General features: G+C 67.9%; 23 protein-coding genes. 9 read left to right on the forward strand and 14 right to left on the reverse strand.

Annotated elements, in window-relative coordinates; genetic code table 11:
* Positions 1 to 25: 25 nt before the first annotated feature.
* Positions 26 to 493, reverse strand: a complete 468-nt coding sequence (gspG, locus tag AC3WL8_RS21755; protein ID WP_153954270.1) for a type II secretion system major pseudopilin GspG — start codon at positions 491 to 493, stop codon at positions 26 to 28.
* Between the two features lie 218 nt (positions 494 to 711).
* On the opposite strand from gspG, the gene AC3WL8_RS21760 reads away from it, so the two are divergent.
* The 5 genes from AC3WL8_RS21760 to AC3WL8_RS21780 all read left to right on the forward strand — a co-directional run bounded on the left by AC3WL8_RS21760 (position 712) and on the right by AC3WL8_RS21780 (position 4,933).
* Positions 712 to 1,164 (forward strand): RrF2 family transcriptional regulator, encoded by a 453-nt coding sequence (locus AC3WL8_RS21760; RefSeq protein ID WP_013958283.1) that lies wholly within the window; start codon positions 712 to 714, stop codon positions 1,162 to 1,164.
* A 94-nt stretch (positions 1,165 to 1,258) separates the two neighbouring features.
* On the forward strand, positions 1,259 to 2,479 hold the full coding sequence (locus tag AC3WL8_RS21765) for a globin domain-containing protein (RefSeq protein WP_153954272.1): 1,221 nt from the start codon (positions 1,259 to 1,261) through the stop codon (positions 2,477 to 2,479).
* A gap of 113 nt (positions 2,480 to 2,592) precedes the next feature.
* Positions 2,593 to 3,276, forward strand: a complete 684-nt coding sequence (locus tag AC3WL8_RS21770) for a type II secretion system protein N (protein ID WP_013958281.1) — start codon at positions 2,593 to 2,595, stop codon at positions 3,274 to 3,276.
* Positions 3,277 to 3,428: 152 nt separating this feature from the next.
* Positions 3,429 to 4,034, forward strand: coding sequence for an EF-hand domain-containing protein (locus tag AC3WL8_RS21775; protein WP_013958280.1), 606 nt, complete (start codon positions 3,429 to 3,431; stop codon positions 4,032 to 4,034).
* 404 nt (positions 4,035 to 4,438) lie between these two features.
* A complete protein-coding gene (locus AC3WL8_RS21780) occupies positions 4,439 to 4,933 on the forward strand; it encodes an Lrp/AsnC family transcriptional regulator (protein WP_010813460.1) in 495 nt (164 codons plus the stop codon).
* 89 nt (positions 4,934 to 5,022) lie between these two features.
* Here AC3WL8_RS21780 and AC3WL8_RS21785 read toward each other — a convergent pair whose 3' ends face one another.
* Positions 5,023 to 5,721: a GNAT family N-acetyltransferase gene (locus tag AC3WL8_RS21785; protein ID WP_013958279.1), complete on the reverse strand. Its 699-nt coding sequence runs from the start codon at positions 5,719 to 5,721 to the stop codon at positions 5,023 to 5,025.
* A 331-nt stretch (positions 5,722 to 6,052) separates the two neighbouring features.
* Between AC3WL8_RS21785 and kefF the strand changes: the two genes are divergently transcribed.
* Together kefF and kefC are read left to right on the forward strand one after the other, a co-directional pair.
* Complete coding sequence (kefF, locus tag AC3WL8_RS21790) at positions 6,053 to 6,607, forward strand: glutathione-regulated potassium-efflux system oxidoreductase KefF (RefSeq protein WP_013958278.1); 555 nt, start codon at positions 6,053 to 6,055, stop codon at positions 6,605 to 6,607.
* The gene (kefC, locus tag AC3WL8_RS21795) at positions 6,604 to 8,418 is read left to right on the forward strand and encodes a glutathione-regulated potassium-efflux system protein KefC (RefSeq protein ID WP_153954274.1); all 1,815 of its coding nucleotides are present in this window, start codon (positions 6,604 to 6,606) and stop codon (positions 8,416 to 8,418) included. Before kefF ends, kefC begins: the two co-directional genes overlap by 4 nt.
* A gap of 27 nt (positions 8,419 to 8,445) precedes the next feature.
* Here kefC and AC3WL8_RS21800 read toward each other — a convergent pair whose 3' ends face one another.
* The 7 genes from AC3WL8_RS21800 to paaA form a co-directional block, all read right to left on the reverse strand.
* The gene (locus AC3WL8_RS21800) at positions 8,446 to 9,063 is read right to left on the reverse strand and encodes a TetR/AcrR family transcriptional regulator (protein ID WP_013958276.1); all 618 of its coding nucleotides are present in this window, start codon (positions 9,061 to 9,063) and stop codon (positions 8,446 to 8,448) included.
* Positions 9,064 to 9,071: 8 nt separating this feature from the next.
* A complete protein-coding gene (locus tag AC3WL8_RS21805) occupies positions 9,072 to 9,875 on the reverse strand; it encodes a DUF1835 domain-containing protein (RefSeq protein WP_211980389.1) in 804 nt (267 codons plus the stop codon).
* Between the two features lie 195 nt (positions 9,876 to 10,070).
* Entirely contained in the window at positions 10,071 to 11,159 is a 1,089-nt protein-coding gene (paaE, locus tag AC3WL8_RS21810) for a 1,2-phenylacetyl-CoA epoxidase subunit PaaE (protein ID WP_492378779.1), read from the reverse strand.
* A 27-nt stretch (positions 11,160 to 11,186) separates the two neighbouring features.
* A complete protein-coding gene (gene paaD / locus AC3WL8_RS21815) occupies positions 11,187 to 11,747 on the reverse strand; it encodes a 1,2-phenylacetyl-CoA epoxidase subunit PaaD (protein WP_013958273.1) in 561 nt (186 codons plus the stop codon).
* Positions 11,748 to 11,778: 31 nt separating this feature from the next.
* A complete protein-coding gene (gene paaC, locus AC3WL8_RS21820; protein WP_013958272.1) occupies positions 11,779 to 12,630 on the reverse strand; it encodes a 1,2-phenylacetyl-CoA epoxidase subunit PaaC in 852 nt (283 codons plus the stop codon).
* Between the two features lie 10 nt (positions 12,631 to 12,640).
* Positions 12,641 to 12,928, reverse strand: a complete 288-nt coding sequence (paaB, locus tag AC3WL8_RS21825; protein WP_012354162.1) for a 1,2-phenylacetyl-CoA epoxidase subunit PaaB — start codon at positions 12,926 to 12,928, stop codon at positions 12,641 to 12,643.
* 31 nt (positions 12,929 to 12,959) lie between these two features.
* Positions 12,960 to 13,979: a 1,2-phenylacetyl-CoA epoxidase subunit PaaA gene (paaA, locus tag AC3WL8_RS21830; protein WP_013958271.1), complete on the reverse strand. Its 1,020-nt coding sequence runs from the start codon at positions 13,977 to 13,979 to the stop codon at positions 12,960 to 12,962.
* Positions 13,980 to 14,190: 211 nt separating this feature from the next.
* Between paaA and AC3WL8_RS21835 the strand changes: the two genes are divergently transcribed.
* The gene (locus AC3WL8_RS21835) at positions 14,191 to 14,661 is read left to right on the forward strand and encodes a universal stress protein (RefSeq protein WP_114134455.1); all 471 of its coding nucleotides are present in this window, start codon (positions 14,191 to 14,193) and stop codon (positions 14,659 to 14,661) included.
* A 52-nt stretch (positions 14,662 to 14,713) separates the two neighbouring features.
* Here AC3WL8_RS21835 and AC3WL8_RS21840 read toward each other — a convergent pair whose 3' ends face one another.
* The 5 genes from AC3WL8_RS21840 to AC3WL8_RS21860 form a co-directional block, all read right to left on the reverse strand.
* Positions 14,714 to 14,992: a DUF1488 family protein gene (locus AC3WL8_RS21840; RefSeq protein ID WP_013958269.1), complete on the reverse strand. Its 279-nt coding sequence runs from the start codon at positions 14,990 to 14,992 to the stop codon at positions 14,714 to 14,716.
* A gap of 112 nt (positions 14,993 to 15,104) precedes the next feature.
* A complete protein-coding gene (locus tag AC3WL8_RS21845; RefSeq protein ID WP_211980387.1) occupies positions 15,105 to 17,222 on the reverse strand; it encodes an FUSC family protein in 2,118 nt (705 codons plus the stop codon).
* 401 nt (positions 17,223 to 17,623) lie between these two features.
* Positions 17,624 to 18,868, reverse strand: a complete 1,245-nt coding sequence (locus AC3WL8_RS21850; protein WP_013958267.1) for a nucleoside recognition domain-containing protein — start codon at positions 18,866 to 18,868, stop codon at positions 17,624 to 17,626.
* Positions 18,869 to 18,925: 57 nt separating this feature from the next.
* On the reverse strand, positions 18,926 to 19,312 hold the full coding sequence (locus AC3WL8_RS21855) for a DUF488 domain-containing protein (protein ID WP_153954278.1): 387 nt from the start codon (positions 19,310 to 19,312) through the stop codon (positions 18,926 to 18,928).
* A 40-nt stretch (positions 19,313 to 19,352) separates the two neighbouring features.
* Entirely contained in the window at positions 19,353 to 21,026 is a 1,674-nt protein-coding gene (locus AC3WL8_RS21860) for an AMP-binding protein (protein ID WP_211980385.1), read from the reverse strand.
* A 136-nt stretch (positions 21,027 to 21,162) separates the two neighbouring features.
* On the opposite strand from AC3WL8_RS21860, the gene AC3WL8_RS21865 reads away from it, so the two are divergent.
* The coding region (locus AC3WL8_RS21865) for a hypothetical protein (RefSeq protein ID WP_492378780.1) at positions 21,163 to 21,408 on the forward strand (246 nt) is incomplete at its 3' end.

The following is a 21,408-nucleotide window of genomic DNA, read 5'->3' on the forward strand; positions in this document are numbered from 1 at the left end:
CAGGGGGGGGGCGGCGGGGCGGTGCTTATTCCCAGTTGCCGATGTCGGCGTCGTTGCCGTTGCCGCCGGCCTGGCCGTCGGCGCCGAAGCTGAACACGTCGATCTCGCCGCGCACGCCCGGGTTCAGGTACTGGTACGGATGGCCCCAGGGATCCTTGGGCAGCTTTTCCAGGTAGCCGCCGCCCTTCCAGTTGTTGGGCACGGGCTCGGTGGTGGGCTTGGCCACCAGCGCGGCCAGGCCCTGCTCGGTGGTGGGGTAGCGGCTGTTGTCCAGGCGATACAGCTTGAGCGCCTGCATGATCGACGAGATGTCCTGGCGCGCGGCCACGATGCGGGCCTCGTCCGGACGGCTCATGATCTTGGGCACCACCAGCGCCGCCAGCACGCCAAGGATCACGATCACGACCATGATCTCGATCAGGGTGAAGCCACGCGCACGGCGGGCACGCACGGAACGGGCGGGGCTGGCAATCTGGGAAGTGAATCTGCGCATCGTCAGTGGACCTCTTGGCTGGAATGGCTGGGCCCGCACCGGTTGGGGGGCGGCGGGCCGGGTTCGCCAGTCAGTATAACCGGCGCCACATGACTGTTTTATGGGCGGCCCCTTCGGCACCTCAGCATTGTCTGATCCGGATCACAGTTACTGAGGACGGGCATCCGGCAGGGAAATAACTTGCATCCTGGATGCATCTTTTTTAAGATGGCGACACGATGCAACTGACCCGCTTTTCCGACTATGCGTTGCGCCTGCTGATGTACGTCGCCCGTGGCGATGGCAGCCGGCCGATCACCATTGCCGAGGTGGGGCAGCAGTTCGGCATCTCGCACAACCACCTCGTCAAGGTGGCGGCGCGGTTGTCGAAGTTGGGCTGGATCAGTGCCACGCGCGGCCGCCACGGGGGCCTGCAGCTGGGCCCCGGCGCCGAGCGGCTGACCATCGGCACCATCCTGCGCGAGCTGGAAGGGCACAAGGCGGTGATCGACTGCAACAACCCGCCCTGTGCGCTGAACGGCAACTGCCGACTGAAGCGCGCGCTGGACGTGGCCGAGCAGGCTTTCTACCGCGCGCTGGACGACGTCACGCTGGCCGATGTCACCGGCAGCCAGACGGCCGAGTCGATCATCCGCCTGCATCGCGATTTCCTGAACCGGCATTCGGCCTGAGCGGATCCTGTCCGCCCCGGGCCGGCGAGAGCCGGTTTTATTTTGAGCAAAAACATGCATTTTATTTGCATGATTTAAAACGGAGTGTTTCCTGATGCTGTCCGCCGCTTCCCGCCCCTATATCGATGCAAGCGTCCCCGTGCTGCGCGAGCACGGCCTGGCCATCACCACGCATTTCTACCGCGAGATGTTCGCGGACCGGCCCGAGCTGACGCAAATGTTCAACATGGGCAACCAGGCCAACGGCAGCCAGCAGCAGTCGCTGGCCTCGGCCGTGTTCGCCTATGCGGCCAATATCGATAACGCCGCGGCGCTGGGGCCGGTGCTCGAGCGCATCGTCCACAAGCATGCGGCCGTGGGCCTGACGCCCGCGCACTACCCGATCGTCGGCCGCCACCTGCTGGGCGCCATCTCCGCGGTGCTGGGCGAGGCCGCCACGCCGCCGCTGCTGGCCGCCTGGGACGAGGCCTACTGGCTGCTGGCCGGCGAGCTGATCGCCGCCGAGGCGCGCCTGTACCAGCGCACCGGCGTGGCCGCCGGCGAGCTGACGCCGGTGCGCGTGGTGCGACGCGAGGCGCAGGGCGACCAGGTGGTGGCGCTCACCCTGGCTGCCGCCGACGGCCAGCCGCTGCGTGCGTTCCGCCCGGGCCAGTACATCAGCGTCGAGGCGCGCCTCGACGATGGCCAGCGCCAGCTGCGCCAGTATTCGCTGTCGGCCGAAAGCGGGCTGCCGACCTGGCGCATCTCGGTCAAGCGCGAGGCGGGCGACCGCACCACCCCGGCCGGCGCGGTGTCCAACTGGCTGCACGCCAACGCCCAGGAGGGCACGGAACTCAAGGTGAGCGCGCCGTTCGGCGAGTTCACGCCGGCGCTCGACGGGCGCCGTCCGCTGGTGCTGCTATCGGCCGGCATCGGCATCACGCCGATGCTGTCGGTGCTGCGCACGCTGGCCGCGCAGGGATCGCAGCGCCAGGTGCTGTTTGCCCATGCCGCGCGCGATGGCCGCCACCACGCCCATCGCGCCGACCTGCAATGGGCGCGCGAACGCCTGCCGCAGCTCGCCACGCACATCAGCTATGAAACCCCGCAAGCGGGCGACGTCGCCGGCCGCGACTACGACCACGCCGGCACAATGCCGGTGGCCGAACTGCTGCGCCAGCCCGACCTGCAGCGCTTTGTTGACGGCAGCTTCTACCTGTGCGGACCGCTCGGCTTCATGCAGGAGCAGCGCCATGCGCTGGTCAGCGCGGGCGTGCCGGTGGCGCATATCGAGCGCGAGGTGTTCGGGCCGGACCTGCTGGACGACCTGCTCTAAGCGTCGGCGGGGCGGCACCGGCACGGCAGACAGTGTCATGGGGCTCTGGTACGCTTGGCGCGTCTGCGCTCACGCGCCATTGCCCGCCTTGTGGGTATCCAGGTCCCGATCCCATGCAACTGTCCCTCCGGCCTTCGCTCCGCTTCGATGCCTCCGCGCCCTGGCTGTCGCGCCTGGCCAGCCTGGTGTTGTTCATAGCGCTATGTGCGCTTGCCACCTACTGGGTGCTGACCTTCAGCGCGATGCGTACCATCCCGGTGCCGCAGAACGCGCGCGTAGCCCAGACCGAGGCGGTCGAGACCGGCGCGGTCGCGACGCTGTTTGGCGGCTCGGCGCAGGGCGGCCCGCGCGACGTGCAGCTGATCGGCGTAGTGGCCGAGGTGGATGGCGGCGCGGGCGCGGCAATCGTGTCGATCGATGGCGGCCCGCCCAAGGCGGTGCGCGCCGGCGCCGAGCTGTCGCCGCAGATCCGGCTGGCGGAGATCCGCCAGCGTGCGGTGGTGATCGAGCGCGGCGGCGTGCGCCAGGAAATCGTGCTGCCGCTGCAGGCCGGCGCCACGCGCGGCGCACCGGCAGCGGCCGGTGCCTTGCCCACGCCGCCCGCCGGCGCCGCGGCACCGATGGCAACGCCGATGCCGCCCCCGGCGCCGGTCGTGAGCCAGCAGCCGCAAGGCCAGGCGCCTGCGCAGCAGGCCCAGCCCGCGCAACCGCAGCCGCAACCGGTCGATCCGCGCCAGTACCAGCCGTTGATGGCACCGCAGGCGGCCGGCGAAGACCAGCTGGCGCCGAAGGACTGATACAGGGCACCAAATATTCGCGCTTGCTTGCGTTCCCTTACGGCGCGCGGGCCTTTCTGTGAGCCGGGTAACATCGTATTAAAAGCGCCAACTTCCCCGCATCGTCTGCGTTCTAATCCGTACATGCCAAACGTGATGAAAAGGAGCAAGACATGCAACGCAATCACAAGCCGCAGATCCTGAAGCAGTTCCTGGCCGCATCGGCCGCCCTCCTGGTCGCCGGTGGCGCATTTGCCCAGGCCAGCGCCCCTGCCGCACCCGCTGCGCCGGCCGGCAAGCCCGGCATGGGTCAGCATCACCACCACGGTGGCGGCATGTGGATGAAGTCGATCGATACCGACGGCGATGGCGCGATCTCCAAGGCGGAAGCCGACGCCTGGTTCAACAAGCTCGACACCAACCACGACGGCAAGATCGACAAGGCCGAGATGGATGCGCACCGCAAGGCCGCCATGGCCGAGCATCATGCGCGCATGCAGGCAGCCTTCGACGAGAAGTTCAAGGCGGCCGACAAGAACGGCGACGGCGCGCTGACCAAGGCTGAGGCCAATGCCGGCATGCCGCGCCTGGCCAAGCGCTTCGACCAGCTCGACGCCAACCACGACGGCAAGCTGACCCGCGACGAAATCCGCGCCGGCATGGAAAAGATGCACCGCGAGCACTCGCAGCGCGGCGACCGCGGCCCGCGTGGCCAGGGGGCTCCGGGCAGCCAGCCGGCACCCGCGGCACCGGGCTCTCCGTCTACCAGCGGCGGCTGACCGGCCCTGGCAGGGCCGCGCCAGCGGACACTGCCAGCGACGCCACCAAGCGCGCGAGCCTTAGGGTTCGCGCGCTTTTTCTTTGCCTGTCCGCCTTGTTCGTGCACCAGGAAGAATCTGACCTCGCTCGCAAACGCCCGTAGAATGCCGCTTCCCTGTTTGCCGGGCTTGGCACCATCCTTGCCTGCTTCCGGCCGGCGGGGCGCGGCCGCGATTCGCGGAGGCGCCACCGCACAGGTTTGCCCAGCCCGACCGGCTGCCGCGCGAGTGACCGATAAGGCTGTCAGCTCATCAGAAGCGGCCCTGTATCGGACGTAATTGCACAAAAAATTGCGTACTTGTGCACGGCTTGCTAAATTTGCGCAAAAAAATTGCCAATAAACATATTGCGGAGCAACAATATCGTGAGCAAGGTGGAGTTGGACAAGATCGACCGGAAGATCCTGGAAGTGCTGCAGACCAACGGCCGGTTGACCAACCTGGAAGTGGCCGAGCGCGTCAACCTGTCGCCCAGCCCCTGCCTGCGCCGCATCCGGCGGCTGGAGGAGATCGGCGTGATCCGGCAGTACGCAGCGCTGCTGGAGCCCAACAAGATCGGACTTGGCCTGCTGGCCTATATCAATGTCCGGCTGGAAAAGCATGGCGGCGCGCCCAAGGGCAAGGCACCGCTGGACCTGTTCCGCGCCTCGATCGCGGTCTGGCCGGAGGTGGCCGCGTGCCACGCCATGACCGGCGAAATGGACCTGCTGCTCAAGGTCTACGTGGAAGACATGGAGCACTTCGCGCGCTTCATGCAGGAACAGCTGCTGGCGCATCCGTCGGTGATCGACGTGCGCTCCAGCTTTGCGCTGGAAAGCATCAAGGACACCACGGCGCTGCCGGTGGGTGGCGCGGCCTGATGCGGCAAACCTGAGGCCGCAAACAAAAACGGCGCATCGATGCGATGCGCCGTTGGCGTGGAATCCGCAATAAGCGGACCCCGCGGAGCTCAGGCGGTGTGCTTCTGCGGCATCATGGTGCGCCAGAAGCGCAGCCCGAAGCGGCGCGCGTCACGCAGGTTGCGGCGCACCGCGTAGTCCAGGTCGGCGAGCTGCTCGTCCAGCGCTTCAGTCAGGCGGCTGGCGGTGTCGGCCGGCGGCAGTTCCAGGTAGGCATCGGCCTCGCCATAGGCGTACTGGACCTTCATGCCGGCCTTCTTGGCAATGTGCATCATCGCTGCGTTGCGCGACAGGCAGTGCATGTACAGCGTGCGCACATTGGTGTTGCGGCCATGGATCGCGGCACGCTCGAACAGCGCGCTGCCGATGCCGCGACCGCGGGCGCTGCCCGACACCGACACGCCGAACTCCGCCACGCGGCCCTGGGCGTTGTCGCGCAGGTTGGCGAAGTGGCCCACCCCGATCAGCTCGAGCTTGTCGTCGTACACGCCGAACACGCTGTCATGGTCGAAATCGATGCTGTCGACATAGGCTTCGATCACGTGGTCGCCCACGGACTGGCCAAAACGGAGCAGGCGATCCTCCTCGCCCAGGGCGAGGAAATGCTTCAGCAGGCGCGAGCGATGGTGGGCCGCCAGCTCGCGCACCAGTACGGTGGCGCGGTGGGTGGCCTGTGCGGCTTCGGCTGCCTTGCGCAGATCTTCGTCGGTCAGTGCGCCGACGGCCTTGCTCAGTTCGAGCGGATTCACGTTAATTCCTTCCTGGTGCGGTCACAGATAAACATAGCACTGCGTTGGTGTTTTTTCAGGCACTTTTCCCTGCATCGGTGCAGGACTCGGGGAAACACCATCTTGATGCGGAGCCAAAAGTATTGTAGTGGAATTGTCAGTTCGGCGTAAGCTTCCCGCGCCGCAGCAGGCCGTTGTCTCGCCGCAGCACCATTAAAAATCGAATAAAATCAATAGCTTGAAAAAATGTGATGAATTGTTGCCGGACGCCGGATGTGGATTTGGTGCAACGCCACAATTCCGCGCTTTCCCGCAGGTTCGTCTGCTTTCCTTGCCCAGCCGATCGCCTTTGATGACCGAGCCCCCAATCGTTGTGATCTACGCGCATCCCACGCCCAGCCGTTCGCGCGTCAACCGGCCCCTGGCCGATGCCCTGGCCGCGCTGTCGCAGGTACAGGTACGCGATCTCTACCGCAGCTATGTCGACTATGACATCGACGTCGTCGCCGAGCAGCGCGTGCTGTCGGTCTCTGACACCGTCGTGCTGCAGTTCCCGGTGCGCTGGTACAGCGTGCCGGCGCTGCTCAAGCTGTGGCTCGATGAGGTGCTGGAGCCAGGCTGGGCCTATGGCCCCGGCGGCACCGCGCTGCGTGGCAAGTCCTTGCTGGCGGTGGTGAGCACCGGCGGCACAGCCGATTCCTACGGGCCGGACGGCACCCATGGCCACCCGATCGGGGACTTCCTGTTGCCGCTGGAGCAGACCGCCTTGCTGTGCGGCATGAACTGGCTGCCGCCGGTGGTGCTGCACGACGCCAACAATGCCGACGCCCAGGCGCTGGCCGAGCATATCGCCCACGTCTGCGGGCGGCTGGGCACCGGCACCGCGCCGGCGGGGAGGCAGGCATGAACCAGCACGATTTCCTGATTGCGCTGCTGGTGTTCTTGGTGGCGGCGGTGGTGGCGGTGCCGCTGGCGCGGCGCGGCGGCCTGGGCGCGGTGCTGGGCTACCTGCTGGCGGGGGCGGCGATCGGGCCGTTTGCGTTGCGCCTGGTGACCAATGTCGAATCGATCCTGCATTTCTCCGAGTTCGGCGTGGTGCTGATGATGTTCGTCATCGGCCTGGAGTTGGAGCCGCGCAAGCTGTGGGCACTGCGGCGGAGCATATTTGGCTATGGCGGCGCGCAGCTGGCCGCCTGCGCGCTGGTGATTGGCGCGGTGGCGGCGCTGGCGGGCGCGCCGTGGCAGGTGGCGCTGGTGGCGGGCCTGGGGCTGGCGTTGTCGTCCACCGCGATCGCGCTGGCGACACTGACCGAGCGCAACCTCTTCGGCACGCCGGCGGGGGCGGCGAGCTTCGGCATCCTGCTGTTCCAGGACATCGCCGCGATCCCGATGATCGCGCTGTTGCCGCTGCTGGCCACGCAGGGCGCAGAAGGCGCGGGTCCGGGCGCGGCCGGCTGGCTGGCGGCAGGCAAGGCGGTGGCGGTGATCGGTGCGGTGGTGGTCGGCGGCCGTTATCTGGTGCGCCCGGCGCTGCGCTTTATCGCCCGCACCGACATGCGCGAGATGTTCACCGCGTTTGCGCTGCTGCTGGTGGTGGGCATTGCGTTGATGATGGACGCGGTGGGCTTGTCGATGGCGCTGGGCACCTTCCTGGCCGGCGTGCTGCTGGCCGATTCGGAATACCGCCACGCGCTCGAGGCCGACCTGGAGCCGTTCAAGGGCCTGCTGCTGGGCCTGTTCTTCATGGCCGTCGGCATGTCGATCGACTTTGCCGTGCTGGCGCGCTCGCCCTGGCTGGTGCTGGGTCTGGTGGCCGCCTTCGTGGTTGCCAAGACCGCGTTGCTGGCGCTGCTGGCGCGGTATTTCGCCATCGCTCGCGGCCAGCGGCTGCTGTTTGCGCTGCTGATCTCGCAGGGCGGTGAGTTCGCCTTCGTGGTGTTCGGCGTGGCCGGCACCGCCGGCCTGCTGCCGCGCGAGACCGAGGCCCTGCTGGTGCTGGTGGTGGCGCTGTCGATGGTGGCCACGCCCTTGCTGCTGCTGGCCTATGACCGGCTGGTAGCGCCGCGCCTGGGCAGCGGCAAGGCCCGGCCGGACGAGGCCATCACGCCGCAGCACAATCCGGTGCTGATCGCCGGCTTCGGGCGCTTCGGCCAGATCGTCGGCCGCCTGCTGTACACCCAGGGCGTGGGCGTGACAGTGCTGGACCACGACCCCGACCAGATCGAGTTCCTGCGCCAGTACGGCTTCAAGGTCTTCTATGGCGACGCCACCCGGCTGGACCTGCTGGAGGCCGCGGGCATTGCCGACGCGCGCATCCTGGTGGTCGCCATCGACGGCATGGACGAGGGCCTGGAACTGATCGACCGCGTGCGCCAGCGCTTTCCGGAACTGCAGATCTACGCCCGGGCGCGCCATGTGTCGCATGTCTACCAGCTCAAGGACCGCGGCGTGCACCTGTTCGAGCGCGAGATGTTCGAGGGCTCGCTGATGCTGGGGCGCCGCGTGCTGGAGGGGCTGGGCTTCGATCCGGCCGAGGCCCGCAACGTGGCACTGCGTTTCCGGCGCCACAACATCCAGGCGATCGACCGCTTCTATCCGCACTACACCGACCAGAAGAAGCTGGTCTCGCTGGCGCGCCAGGCGCGCGACGAACTGGAAGAGATGTTCCGCCAGGACCGCGAGCAGCGGCGCCAGCGCGAAGAGGCCGAGTGGATGTAAGTGGCAGGGCGACGGGCCAGCGCCGCGTCAGCGCGCGGCCGCGGCCCGGCCGGGCAGGCCGCCTTCGAGCAGGTCGACCACCATCTCGGCAAACGCTGCATAGGACAGCCGGCCGCCCGGCTTGAGCCAGGTGAAGGTCCAGTTGATCATGCCAAAGATGGTCATGGTCAGCGCGGTCTGGTTCTCGCGCGTGACGCGCTCCGGGTAGGCCCGGCGCAGCAGGCGCGAGAAGGCCGCGACCACGTCGCGCTCGCGGCCCAAGATCAGGTCGCGCTGGGTCTCGGCCAGGAACTTGACGTCGTTGATCAGCGCGATATGGCGCGTCTGCGAGGTCTCGTACTCCGCCAGGAAGGCACGTATCAGGTTGCCGAAGGCTTCCTTGTCGGTGCGCGCGTGGCGCTCGGCGTCGGCCTCCACTTCAGTGACTAGCAGCATCAGCCGGCGCGTGTAGCGGTCCAGCAGGTCGAACAGGATCGCTTCCTTGCTCTCGTAATAGTGGTACAGCCGCGCCTTGGAGGTGCCGCAGGCGGCGGCCAGGTCGGCCATCGAGGTGCTGGGGTAGCTGCTGTTGGCAAAGGCGGCGGCGGCCAGGTCCAGGATCTGCTCGCGCTGCGCCTCGAAATCGGGTGCCTTGGTACGGGCCATATTCTCGTTTATTCGCCGCCGGTGCCACCGCTGCCGACATGGCGGCGCAGTTCGCAGGTATCGAGCGAGTCAGCATTGCCGCGCAGCACCAGCTGGCCCATGGCGATCAGCTCGCGGCAGCGCCAGAACACGAACCAGTCGCTGGCCAGCAGACCTTCGATCGCGCCCATCACGCTGCCCACCACCTGCGCCGCGGGCGTCCACTCGGACGGGGCGCGTTCCATGATGATCTCGTCGATGGTGTGATAGGCCGCCGGTACCAGCGTGTTGCCCTTCCAGAGCCGCACGTCGGCGTTTTCCTTGACGTTCTGCTGCCACTCGTAGCCGAGGCGGCCCAGGCGCAGCACCGAGACCGGGGCGATGGTGGAAAAGCGCCGCGCCAGCCGCGCGGGCGTGTACATGCCGATCGCCGCCAGGTTGCCCTGCGCGGGCATTTCAAGCTCGCGCAGGTCCATGGCGACTTCATTGATCCGCTGCGGCGCCTGGTACAGGTGGAATACCACCCGGCGCAGCATCAGCTGGTCGGCCGCGCTCTGGCCGTGCCAGATGGCCACTTCCATGTCGTCCTGGCGCAGCGCCTGGAGCTGGTCCAGCGCCTGGCGCATCTCGGCGCCGAAATCGATGTCGGTATGCGGGGCGACCCGCTGCCAGAAGCCGGAGCGGATCAGGCCGGTGCTGTCGATGTCGGCCAGCGGTCCCACCGCCAGGTCGTCGCGCAGCACCACGACAGGGTCCGGCCGTGCAGCCTGGGCCAGGGCCTGGCGCAGGGTCGTGCCTGCTACATCACCATTGACGACGTGGATATATTGCATGGCCGTGATTGTATATGGGTGGGACGGTTCGCTGGCACCGCCGCGGCGGCGATGCGACAGGCGGGGTCGCCGCCCGCCCGGTCGCTGCCCTGCAAGCATCGCGCCAGCAGGAAGCCGCCTGCCGCCATTGTAGTCACGGCCCGTGCTGGCCAATGTCGGCAATTGTCTGAATACGCACGCGCCGGCGTGCCCGGATCAGCGTTCGTCGTAGCTGACCACTACCCGCGGCGTGAGCGCCCGTGCCTGGCAGGTGAGCACGAAGCCCTTTTCCATCTCCCACGGCTCGAGCGTGTAGTTCTTTTCCATTTCCACCTGGCCTTCCAGCACCTTGGCGCGGCAGGTACAACAGACGCCGCCCTTGCAGGCGTAGGGCAGGTCCAGCCCGGCGGCCAGCGCGGTGTCGAGCACGTTGGCGTCTTCCAGCGGCAGGCGCATGCTGTGCTGCTTGCCGTCGAGCACCACCACCAGTTCGGCGGTGCCGGCATCGTCGGCGTGCGCGGGGGGCGGCTTGCGCCTGGCCTGGGCCAGCGGCACGCCGAAGCGCTCGGCGTGGATGCGGTGCGGGTCGAGGCCCGCATCGCGCAGCGCCGCCTCGGCCTCGTCGATCATCGAGGCCGGCCCGCAGACAAAGGCCGCGTCGATGTCTTCCACCGGGATCAGGGTCTGCAGGAAGGCCGTCACGCGGGCATGGTCGAGCCGGCCGTGCAGCAGGTCCACCTCTTGCGGCTGGCGCGACAGCACGTGGTAGAGCGTGAAGCGCGCCAGATACTGGTTTTTCAGGTCTTCCAGCGCCTCGGAGAAGATGATGCTGTCGACGTTGCGGTTGCCATAGACCAGCGTGAAGCGGCTGTGCGGCTCGGCCAGCAGCGTGGTGCGGACGAGCGACAGCACCGGCGTGATGCCGCTGCCGGCGGCAAAGGCCACGTAGTGGTGCGCCGCGCCAGCATCGAGCGGCACGTGGAAGCGCCCGTCGGGGGTCATCACGTCGATCACCTGGCCCGGGGCGATGGAGTCATGCAGGTGCGTGGAAAAGAGTCCGTCCTCGACCAGCTTGACCGCCACGCGCAACTCGCCGTGCGCGTCGTAGTCCTGCACGGCCGAGCAGATCGAGTAGGAGCGGCGCAGGTCCTTGCCGTCGACCGGCGCCCTCAGCGTCAGGAACTGGCCCTGGGTGAAGCGGTAGGCATCGCGCAGCGTGTCCGGCACCTCGAAGGCGATCGATATGGTGTCGGCGGTCTCGGGGCGCACCTTCGCCACGCGCAGCGGATGGAACTGTGGAGTCATGGCAGCCTGGCTTCGGCCCGGCGGGGCTCAGTAGGGTTTGAAATAGTCGAACGGCTCGCGGCAGTCCAGGCACCGGTACAGCGCCTTGCAGGCGGTCGAGGCAAAGCGCGAGATTTCCTGCGTATGCACGCTGCCGCAGCGCGGGCAGGCCACGACATCCGGTGCGCCCGCGCGGGCGGCGCTAGGCACAAAGCGCAGCGGCTGCGCCTCGGCCGGCATGCCGCACTGGCCCGGCGGCGCAATGCCGAAGGCGCGCAGGCGCTCGCGCGCGGCCGGGGTGATCCAGTCGGTGGTCCAGGCCGGCGCCAGCACGGTGCGGATGCGCCACGGCGCCAGCCCGGCGCCGTCCAGCGCCCGGCCGATGTCCTCGGCGATCTGCGACATCGCCGGGCAGCCGGAGTAGGTGGGCGTGATGACGATCTCAAGCGCGCCGTCGGCGCCGGTCAGGACATCGCGCAAGATGCCCAGGTCGCGGATCGACACCACCGGGATCTCCGGGTCCGGCACCGCCTCCAGCGCCGCCCATGCACGCGCGATGCGGCCATCGATGGCGCGGTCGTTGCGTAGGGGGAGGGCGGCGATGGTCATGTTGGTCAATCCTTTGCGGCGAAGCGGGCGCTTACCATTGCGCGCCCGGATGGGCCCGCGCCAGCCCCTGCATCTCGCCCAGCAGGTAGCTCATGTGTTCGGAGTGCACGCCGTGCTTCCCGGTCGAGACAAAGCGCGTGGCCTGGGGCAGGGTTAGCGTGGCAGCCTGCAGCGTCTCGGCGACGGTGGCATCCCAGGCGGGGCGCAGCGTGGCCGTGATGACGCCGATGCCCTGCGCGGCGGCCTCGGCTTCCACCGCGTCTTCGGCAAAGCACTCGTTCATATAGGGCAGCAGGTGTTCCAGCGCGCGCTGCATGCGCGCGTGCGATGCCTCGGTGCCGTCGCCCAGGCGCACTACCCAGCCAGCCGCGTGGTGCAGGTGGTAACGTGCTTCCTTGACCGACTTGGCGGCGATCGCGGCCAGTTGGTCATCGCGGCTGGCCAGCAAGGCTTCCCAAAGCTCGACCATCAGCGCGCTGTACAAGAAGTTGCGCATGATGGTGACGGCGTAGTCGCGCTCGGCGGCGGCGTTGCCGGCCAGCGGGCCGCGGTGCGGCAACTCCAGCAGTGTCCAGTTGCGGAAGTCGCGCTCGGCGCGCCAGTAGGCGTAGTCGTCCTCATGGTGGGGCAGGCCGGTCAGCTCGCCTTCCAACTCGCCGGCGCGGCCGTACAGCAGCCGCGCCTGGCCGATCAGGTCCAGGCTGATGTTGGCCAGTGCGATGTCTTCTTCAAGCACGGGGCCGTGGCCACACCATTCGGCGTTGCGCTGGCCCAGGACCAGGGCGTTGTCGGCCAGGCGCAGCACGTAGCGCAAGGCCGCGGTGCGCGCCGGCGGCAGGTGATCGAGCGAGGCGGGCACAGTCGGCTGTGGGGACGCGGTCATGGTGCGGGCCTTACATGTGGTTGACTTCGTCGGGCAGCTGGTAGAACGTCGGGTGCCGGTAGATCTTGTCGGCCATCGGGTCGAACAGCTCCGGTTTTTCCTCGGGCACGCTCGCGGTGATGGCCGCGGACGGCACCACCCAGATCGACACGCCTTCCTGGCGCCGCGTATAGACGTCGCGCGCCATGTGCAGCGCCTGCTGCGCATCGGCGGCGTGCAGGCTGCCGCAATGCTTGTGTTCCAGGCCTTGCTTGCTGCGTACGAACACTTCCCACAGCGGCCATTCCTTGCGTTGCATCGATTGTCTCCTCCGCCCTCGGGCGCGGGGTTCAGGCCGCGGCGCGGCTTGCGCGGGCTTCGCGTTCGGCCACCTTGGCGGCGTGCGCCAGCGCGGCCTCGCGCACCCAGGCGCCGTCCTCATGCGCTTTCACGCGGGTGGCCAGGCGCTCGCGGTTGCAGGGTCCGTCGCCGTTGATCACGCGCCAGAACTCATCCCAGTCCAGCGGGCTGTAGTCATAGTGGCCGCGCTCGGCATTCCATTGCAGGCCGGGGTCGGGCAGGGTCACGCCCAGCACGCGGGCCTGCTCGACCGTGGCATCGACAAACTTCTGGCGCAGGTCGTCGTTGGAGATGCGCTTGATGCCCCAGGCCATGGTCTGCGCGCTGTTGGTCGAGGCAGCGTCGGGCGGGCCGAACATCATCAGCACCGGGAACCACCAGCGGTTGACCGCATCCTGCACCATCTCGCGCTGGGCCTCGGTGCCGCGCATCATCGCCAGCAGCGCGTCGAAGCCCTGGCGCTGGTGGAACGACTCTTCCTTGCAGATGCGGATCATGGCGCGTGCATACGGGCCGTACGAGCAGCGGCACAGCGGGATCTGGTTCATGATCGCCGCGCCGTCGACCAGCCAGCCGATCACGCCCACGTCGGCCCAGGTCAGCGTCGGGTAGTTGAAGATCGACGAATACTTGGCCTTGCCGCTGTGCAGCGCGTCGACCAGGTCATCGCGCGAGGCGTCCAGCGTCTCGGCGGCGGAATACAGGTAGAGCCCATGGCCGCCTTCATCCTGCACCTTGGCCAGCAGGATGGCCTTGCGCTTGAGCGACGGGGCCCGGCTGATCCAGTTGCCCTCCGGCAGCATGCCGACGATCTCCGAGTGCGCATGCTGCGAGATCTGGCGCACCAGGGTCTTGCGGTAGGCCTGCGGCATCCAGTCCTGCGGCTCGATCTTGCCGTCGGCGGCCATGCAGGCGTCGAACGCGGCCTGGCAGGCGGCTTCGTCCTGGGGCGCGCTGGCCTGCGCCGCATCAGCGTGCTGGCCGGGCAGGTCAAGACTCTGCGTGTACATATTGTCTCCTCTGGCGGGAATGCCGCTCGGATCGCGGACAGCGACTGGCCCTATTATATATATGCCGACCGGTCGGTCAATTTAAGGGAAAGCCCGCTACCGTGACCCGTGCTTGATCCTGCTCGCCACGTGGCGGCTGCCGCACGGGTAGTATCGAAGGCAGGCGGCGTTACCGCCGCCATCCCTTTCCCTGTCAACGGAGGCAATACCTATGACTAGCACGGCATACAGCAAGATCGTGGTGGCGGTGGACGGCAGCAGCACGTCCGACCTGGCGCTGGGCGAAGCCATCCGCGTGGCGGCTCCGGGCGGCGCCACCGTGCTGGCGCTCTATGTCGTGGACACCGGCACGCCCATGTTCGATGCCGGGTACTACGACCCGAGCCAGCTGCAGAAGGCGTTCGAGGAAAGCGGCCAGCGCGCGCTGCAGGCTGCCTCGCAGCGGCTGGCCGCAGCCGGTGTGGCGCATGAAACCCGGCTGGTGACCGAAGCGCCGGTGCCCGGCGACATGGGGGCGTCGATCAACGAGGCCGCGCGCCAGTGGGGCGCCGACCTGCTGGTGATCGGCACGCACGGACGCCGCGGCGTGCGCCGGCTGGTACTGGGCAGCGTGGCCGAGGCGGTGATGCGGCAGTCCACCATGCCGGTGCTGCTGGTGCGCGGCGAGGCGAAGGCCGACTGAATGGCCGATGAAATCACGCCCCCGATCGGGGGCGTCAGGACACTGACGGGATTCAGCCGGCGAAGCGGAAATGGCCGCTGCGCAGCACGATCTCGCGCGCCTCGGTCAGCTCGAACAGGCTTTCGGCCAGGCGCTCGATGCGCTGGCGGTTGCTGGTGAAGGCTGCGACCAGGTCTTCCTCGCGCGGCGAACGCGCGCCGAAATGGGCCTCGAGGGCCTCGGCGGTGACGGAATACAAGGTGGGACTGCCGTTGACCGTCGCAGGGCAGGACAGCGTGAGGCTGGCTGCGCAGTAGGTCGGGAGGCTGCGAGGGAACGTGATGTCGGACATGGCGTGCCTCGTGCTGGCGGCGGGCGTATTCAATCAATATAGGCCATCGCCGCATTCCGTAAAGCCCGGCCAGTCCGCTGGCCGGTCCGGCAACCTTCTTTTTTGGTTCCGCTCAGCCGCTGTGCGCCCGCCGCCGCCCCGGCAGCTTGCGCGCGGCCGCGCCCAGCGTGCGCAGGTCCGCCACCGCGGCATGGGCGGCGGCGATATGCGCGGCGGCGTAGTCGGCCTGTTCCGCCAGGAAGGCGTCGAGCGCGGCAGCGGCTGGTAGCGCGGGGCGCTCGGCGCTGCCGGTAGTGTCTGCCAGGCCCGGCCGCATCGCCAGCTCGGCCAGTTGCGCTTCCAGTTGCGTCAGGAGCATGCGCACTTCAGCACCGGCGGGCAGCGTGAAAACGCCCGACTCCACCCCGGCTCGCACCACGCCGGCCAGCGCGGCCATGCGGCGCGCGCACGCATGCACGCGCTGGTAGGCCTCGGCATAGTCGGGTGCGAGCGCGCCGGCGGCCTGTGCCAGCGTGAGTTCGGCGCGGGTGGAAGCCCGGCCGGCGGCAATGCGCAAGGCTTCCAGCCGCGGCACGGCGCGCGGCGTCGCGGCCTCAGCCACGCGGCTGGCGGCGAAGGCGGCACGCAGGTAGACCGCGTTGACCGCCACCGCGTCGACGGCATGGCGGAACACGCGCGACATTTCCACGCGCGGTGCCAGCACAAAGTAAGTCGCCAGCGCGATCAGGCAGCCGAGCGCGGTGTCGATGCCGCGCAGCGCGGCAAAGTGGCTGCTGTCGACGGCCGGCGCGCCCACCCATGAGAACAGGATCACGGCCGGCGTCAGGCAGAACGCGAATGCCCCGGGCTGCCCGGCGAGGCGGCTGGCATAAGCCCCGGCCAGGAAGGCCGCGCTGATGCCCAGCGCCACCACCGGCGCCGGATGGAGCAGGCCAATCACACAGGCGCACAGGGCGCCCGCCAGCGAGCCCGCAAAGCGTTTCACGGAAACCTGCCGGGTGGTCTGCAGTTGGGGGCTGAGCACCATGATCACGGTCACCGCCACCCAGTAGCCGTGGTCCAGCCGCCACCACTGCGCGGGCACGAGGCTGAGGCTGCCGGCCAGCGCCAGCCGCAGGGCGTGGCGCGTGACCAGGGCATCGCCTGCGGCGTGGTCGGCCAGCCCGCGCAGCATCTGGGCTAGCCCGTGCCCGATGCCGCGCCGCGGCCAGCGGAAGCTTGCGCGCCATCGGTCGAAATCCGGATGGTGCGCCAGGGCGGATAGTGCCGACTGATAGGGGGGCGGTGCGCTGGCATTGGCCACGGGCGCGGTCAGTCGCCGCAGTTCGTGGCGCAGCGCCGCGCTCAACGCCGGCAGGTCGGGCGCGTGCCGCGCCAGTGCCTGGCCGACTTGCTCCCGGGCGTCGGCGACACAGCGCGCGATATGACGCAACGGCGGCTGCATCGGCAAGCCTTGGGCGGCGCCGGCGCGCTCGCGCAGTTCGCCCGCGACGATAAGCAGCGCAAACAGGGCGTCGGCGACACCCACGGCATAGGCATAGTGCAGGAGACTGCTGGGGTCGTGCAGGCTGCGTCGGGCCTCGATGGCCCGGCGCGCGGCCTCGATGCGGTTGCGGATGTCCTGCTTGCAGGTGGCGAGGTCATTGCCGTGGCGGGTGTCGGCGAGTGCCGTGGCGAGCCGGACCAGCGCGTCGTAGGCGGCCACGATCTCGGTGCGCGGCCGGTCGTCGCGGGCCGAAGGGATCAGCGCCAGGCAAGCTAGGCACGCGAACACGCCGCCGCGTAGGAAGTCGAGCCCGCTCTGCAGGGCCTGCACGGCCAGGTCAGGCCCGGCCGCAGGCTGCAGGCACGCGGCCACCAGCACGACATAGAGCAGCTTGGCCGCGAGCGCACTGGCCGGGCCGCGCGTCTCTGCCAGGCCTGCGGCAAGCCCTCCCGCCATCACCACCAGCACGGCCAGCCAGGGCGTCGGCGCCACGGCCGCGCCCAGCGCGCTGGCCACCGCCCCGCCAATGCCGACCGCTCCCAGGCTGGAAAGCCGTGCCGACGCCGTGCCTTGCCGGTCCGCCAGGCAGGCCCAGATCGAGGCCGTGGCCGACCACAGGTAGCCTGCATCCCCGGTCAGCCAGCCAATACCGGCAAGGGCCAGGAACGACAGCGCATAGATGATCCCGCGCCGGAGCAGCATGGGGTCAGGCCAGTAGCGGGCAAGGAGGGCGGAAGCGAACATGCGGGGCCAGGATCCACGCGAGCCAGCCAGGTCGGGCGCCCGTCGTGAGACCACTCTACGATACCGTTTGCTGCGTTGCAACAAAACTGGTTTGTTGCCCACAGCAGCGGCTCGCCGCACCACGTTGGAGCGAGAAAGCCGCGTGGCGAGGCCCCAAGCACGATTGCAGCGCCAGCAGGGGCAAACGTGCACAGGGGTTGTGACCGTTCCGGCGCGAAGGCGAAAAAAAACCCACGCAGGTTGTGCGTGGGTTGGAATCCACCGAGGTGGTGGAGGAGACAGACTCCACTATACCTGGTTTGCTGCGACGCACCAAGCGGTCATGTGTCAATGTCTGACAATACGCACAATGACGTTGTATCGATGCAACAAATTCCGGTTTCCAACGATCGAGCCGTGTCCTAACGGAACAGATAGGCGGCACCTACCGCACACACGATCCCGGCAGCATCGGCCACCAGCGCACAACCGAGCGCATGGCGCGTATTGCGCACATTGATGCTGCCGAAGTAGACCGCGAGCACATAGAAAGTGGTCTCGGTCGAGCCCTGGATGATCGCGGCCAGCCGTCCCTGGAACGAGTCCACCCCATAGGTCGTCATCACATCCACCATCAGCCCGCGCGCGCCGGCGCCGGACAGGATCTTCATCAGCCCGACCGGCAGCGCCGGCACGAAGTCCGTATTGACGCCCAGCTGGGCAAAGCCCAGCGTCAGCCAGCCCATCAGCACGTCCATGCAGCCGGTGGCCCGGAACAGGCCGATGGCTACGAGGATCGCCACCAGGTAGGGAATGATTTGCACGGCGACGCCAAAGCCTTCCTTGGCGCCATCGATAAAGGCTTCATAGACATTGACCCTGCGCAGCGCGCCGCAGACCAGGAACAGCGTGATCAGTGACAGGATGAAGCCGGCGCCGGCCAGTGCCGTCACGCTGCCGACCTGCTCCGGCGGCGCGTGCCGCAGCCAGGCGAACATCCCGCCCAGCAGCGCCGCGACCAGCCCGAACGCCACCAGCACGGCCGGGCGCAGCAGGTTCAGCCGCTGCACCCACGCCACTGCCAGCAGGCCGGCCAAGCATGAGCCGCCGGTGGCCAGCAGCGTCGGCAGGAAGATATCGGCCGCATTGAAACCCACCAGCCCCTGCTTGACCGCAATGGCCTGCCGGATCGCGATCACCGAGGTCGGAATCAGCGTCAGCCCGGCCGTATTCAGCACGATGAACATGATCTGCGCATCGGTGGCGACGTCCGGGCGCCGGTTCAGCGTCTGCAGCTCGCGCATGGCATTCAGGCCGAGCGGCGTCGCGGCATTGTCCAGCCCGAGCAGGTTGGCCGACACGTTCATCATCATCGCCCCCTGTGCCGGATGGCCCTGCGGCACGCCGGGGAAGAAATGGCGCAGCAGCGGGTTCACCAGCCGGGCGAAGGCATCGACCACGCCGGCGCGCTCGCCGATGCGCATGATGCCAAGCCACAGGCTCATCACCCCGGCCAGGCCGAGCGCGATCTCGAAGGCCGTGCGCGCGCTGTCGAACAGGCTCGCCAGCATGGCGGGGAACACGGTGAGATCGCCGCTGGCCAGGCGGACGCAGGCGGCGACAAAGGAAATCAGGAAGAAACCAAGCCAGACAACGTTCAGGGCCATCGGAATGCGGGAAGCGGGGGAATCAAAGCCGGGGAGATCCCTGGCACGGCGTGCAGCTCAGCCGATCACGGCCCCGCGTTCGGCCAGCAGCTCGCGCAGGACCGAGCGGTGGCAGTGCGCCTCATTCTCGCAGTAGCAGCCTACCGAGAAATTGGTCTGGTGCGACAGCGCCGCCAGCAGGTCTAGCGTGCGGCTGGGGTCCGGCGCGGCCATTTCCTTGCGGAAGTGCTGCACGAACGCCCGCCATTGCTTGTCATCGGTGGCCTGCAGCGCCTGGGCCACCAGTTCGGGCGATGGCGAGAGCACGGGATACCAGACATCGTAGAAATCGCGGCTGGCAAACTCGGTTTTGGGCACGCCCCGCGGCGGCCGGCGCACGGTGCCGATGCGCAGGCCTTCATCGGCCGCGCGCGGCGCGCCGAGTCTTACGATTCGGATGGTCATGGAGGATCCCGCTCATGTCTGCCGACGCGAGTGCGTCCGGCTAAAGTCCCAGATCATGAATCATGGTGTCGCGCATGACAAACTTCTGCACCTTGCCCGTCACAGTCATCGGCATTTCCGAGACAAAGCGGATATAGCGCGGAATCTTGTAGTGGGCGATCTGGTCACGGCAGAACGTCCGGATCTCGTCCTCGGTGGCGGACTGGCCGGGTTTGAGCACAATCCAGGCGCAGACCTCCTCGCCGTACTTCTGGTCAGGCACGCCAAAGACCTGCACCGCCTGCACCTTGGGATGGCGGAACAGGAATTCCTCGATCTCGCGCGGGTAAATGTTCTCGCCACCGCGGATCAGCATGTCCTTGACCCGGCCGACGATGTTGCAGTAGCCCTTGTCGTCAATGGTGGCGAGGTCGCCGGTGTGCATCCAGCCGTCGCGGATGGCCTCGCGGGTGCGCTCGTCGTCTTCCCAGTAGCCTTGCATCACGGAATAGCCGCGGGTGCAAAGCTCGCCGGTGGCGCCGGTCGGCACGACCTCGCCGAGGGCGTCGACCACCTTGCATTCCAGGTGCGGCTGCACCCGCCCGACGGTGGCGACGCGCTTGTCCAGCGGATCGTCGGTGGCGCTCTGGAACGAGACCGGGCTGGTTTCGGTCATGCCATAGGCAATGGTGACCTCGGACATATGCATGTCGGCCACCACGCGCTTCATGACCTCGATCGGGCAGGGGGCGCCGGCCATGATGCCGGTGCGCAGGGTCGAGAAGTCGAAGCGGCTGAACTCCGGATGGTCCAGCTGGGCGATAAACATGGTCGGCACGCCATGCAGGGCGGTACAACGTTCCTCGCTGGCCGCCTGCATGGTTGCGAGCGGATCGAAGGCCTCGCCCGGGAACACCATGCAGGCGCCGACCGAGACGCAGGCCAGCACCGACAGCACCATGCCGAAGCAGTGATAGAGCGGTACCGGGATGCACAGTACGTCACTGTCGCCAAGGCGCATCGCCATGGCGACAAAGCGGCCGTTGTTGACCACGTTGTGATGCGTCAGGGTGGCGCCCTTGGGGTTGCCGGTGGTGCCGCTGGTGAACTGGATATTGATGGCATCGTGCGCGGAGAGCGTCGCGGTCACCGCGTCCAGGCGCGCAGTATCGGGTTCGGCCAGGAGTGCATCGTAATTGAGCATGCCGGGCGTCGCCTCGGATCCCATGCGGACCACCCACTGCAGCCGAGGCAGCCGTGCGGCGCGCAGCGCACCCGGCTCGGCCTCGGCCAGTTCCGGCGCCAGCGCCTGCAGGGTGGCCAGGTAGTCGCTGCTCTTGAAACGCGCGGCCGTGATCAGCATGCGCACGCCCGCCTTGTTCAGCGCATATTCCAGCTCCGCCTGGCGGTAGGCCGGGTTGATATTGACCAGGATGGCGCCGATGCGCGCGGTGGCGAACTGAGTCACCAGCCATTCGGGCCGGTTCGGCGCCCAGATGCCGACGCGGTCGCCCGGTTGGATGCCGCGCTGGAGCAGGCCGCTGGCCAGGCGATCGACCTGGTCGCTGAACTCCGCCCAGTTCCAGCGCACGCCATGCTCGCGGAACACCACGGCAGGGCCGTCCGGGTTTGCGGCGACCGAGCGCGCCAGCAGTGCCGGAATCGTCTGATCAGACAGGGGGATGTCGGTGCTGCCGGCGACCAGGGAGAGGCCGGGCGTCACGGGTCGGGTCATCTTGTCTCCTTCAACTGCTCTGCTTGGCATTCGACGCCTATATAGAGGAAGGCGTTTCGGGTTGGGCCAACGCCCACGGCGCCAGCTTAAGCCGAGGCGTTGCTGAATGTTGTCACCAGCGCGACATTTGCGCCCCATGCGCCGCTTTTTCGAGTACTTCGAATTATTTCGCGAAATCGCTTGCCAGTCGGTCCTGCGTCCCTTAATATTCGCCCCCTCGCAACACAACGCAGCGCTGCAAAGCAGACGGGGCGCGGGTTGCGGGGTCGACCGGATAGGTTGGCGCAGCGAAGTTAGCGCGCTGACCGCAGCGAAAAAAGTTGCTGAAACGGTTGACGAAACGAAGAAAGCTCTGCATAATCTCGTTTCTCTGCTGCAGACA

Source organism: Cupriavidus sp. FW305-F7 (assembly GCF_058782875.1).

Coding starts and splice junctions, on each gene's coding strand:
- gspG (WP_153954270.1), bottom strand. CDS start 493: ATGCGCAGATTCACTTCCCAGATTGCCAGCCCCGCCCGTTCCGTGCGT.
- AC3WL8_RS21760 (WP_013958283.1), top strand. CDS start 712: ATGCAACTGACCCGCTTTTCCGACTATGCGTTGCGCCTGCTGATGTAC.
- AC3WL8_RS21765 (WP_153954272.1), top strand. CDS start 1,259: ATGCTGTCCGCCGCTTCCCGCCCCTATATCGATGCAAGCGTCCCCGTG.
- AC3WL8_RS21770 (WP_013958281.1), top strand. CDS start 2,593: ATGCAACTGTCCCTCCGGCCTTCGCTCCGCTTCGATGCCTCCGCGCCC.
- AC3WL8_RS21775 (WP_013958280.1), top strand. CDS start 3,429: ATGCAACGCAATCACAAGCCGCAGATCCTGAAGCAGTTCCTGGCCGCA.
- kefF (WP_013958278.1), top strand. CDS start 6,053: ATGACCGAGCCCCCAATCGTTGTGATCTACGCGCATCCCACGCCCAGC.
- kefC (WP_153954274.1), top strand. CDS start 6,604: ATGAACCAGCACGATTTCCTGATTGCGCTGCTGGTGTTCTTGGTGGCG.
- AC3WL8_RS21800 (WP_013958276.1), bottom strand. CDS start 9,063: ATGGCCCGTACCAAGGCACCCGATTTCGAGGCGCAGCGCGAGCAGATC.
- AC3WL8_RS21805 (WP_211980389.1), bottom strand. CDS start 9,875: ATGCAATATATCCACGTCGTCAATGGTGATGTAGCAGGCACGACCCTG.
- paaE (WP_492378779.1), bottom strand. CDS start 11,159: ATGACTCCACAGTTCCATCCGCTGCGCGTGGCGAAGGTGCGCCCCGAG.
- paaD (WP_013958273.1), bottom strand. CDS start 11,747: ATGACCATCGCCGCCCTCCCCCTACGCAACGACCGCGCCATCGATGGC.
- paaC (WP_013958272.1), bottom strand. CDS start 12,630: ATGACCGCGTCCCCACAGCCGACTGTGCCCGCCTCGCTCGATCACCTG.
- paaB (WP_012354162.1), bottom strand. CDS start 12,928: ATGCAACGCAAGGAATGGCCGCTGTGGGAAGTGTTCGTACGCAGCAAG.
- paaA (WP_013958271.1), bottom strand. CDS start 13,979: ATGTACACGCAGAGTCTTGACCTGCCCGGCCAGCACGCTGATGCGGCG.
- AC3WL8_RS21835 (WP_114134455.1), top strand. CDS start 14,191: ATGACTAGCACGGCATACAGCAAGATCGTGGTGGCGGTGGACGGCAGC.
- AC3WL8_RS21840 (WP_013958269.1), bottom strand. CDS start 14,992: ATGTCCGACATCACGTTCCCTCGCAGCCTCCCGACCTACTGCGCAGCC.
- AC3WL8_RS21845 (WP_211980387.1), bottom strand. CDS start 17,222: ATGTTCGCTTCCGCCCTCCTTGCCCGCTACTGGCCTGACCCCATGCTG.
- AC3WL8_RS21850 (WP_013958267.1), bottom strand. CDS start 18,868: ATGGCCCTGAACGTTGTCTGGCTTGGTTTCTTCCTGATTTCCTTTGTC.
- AC3WL8_RS21855 (WP_153954278.1), bottom strand. CDS start 19,312: ATGACCATCCGAATCGTAAGACTCGGCGCGCCGCGCGCGGCCGATGAA.
- AC3WL8_RS21860 (WP_211980385.1), bottom strand. CDS start 21,026: ATGACCCGACCCGTGACGCCCGGCCTCTCCCTGGTCGCCGGCAGCACC.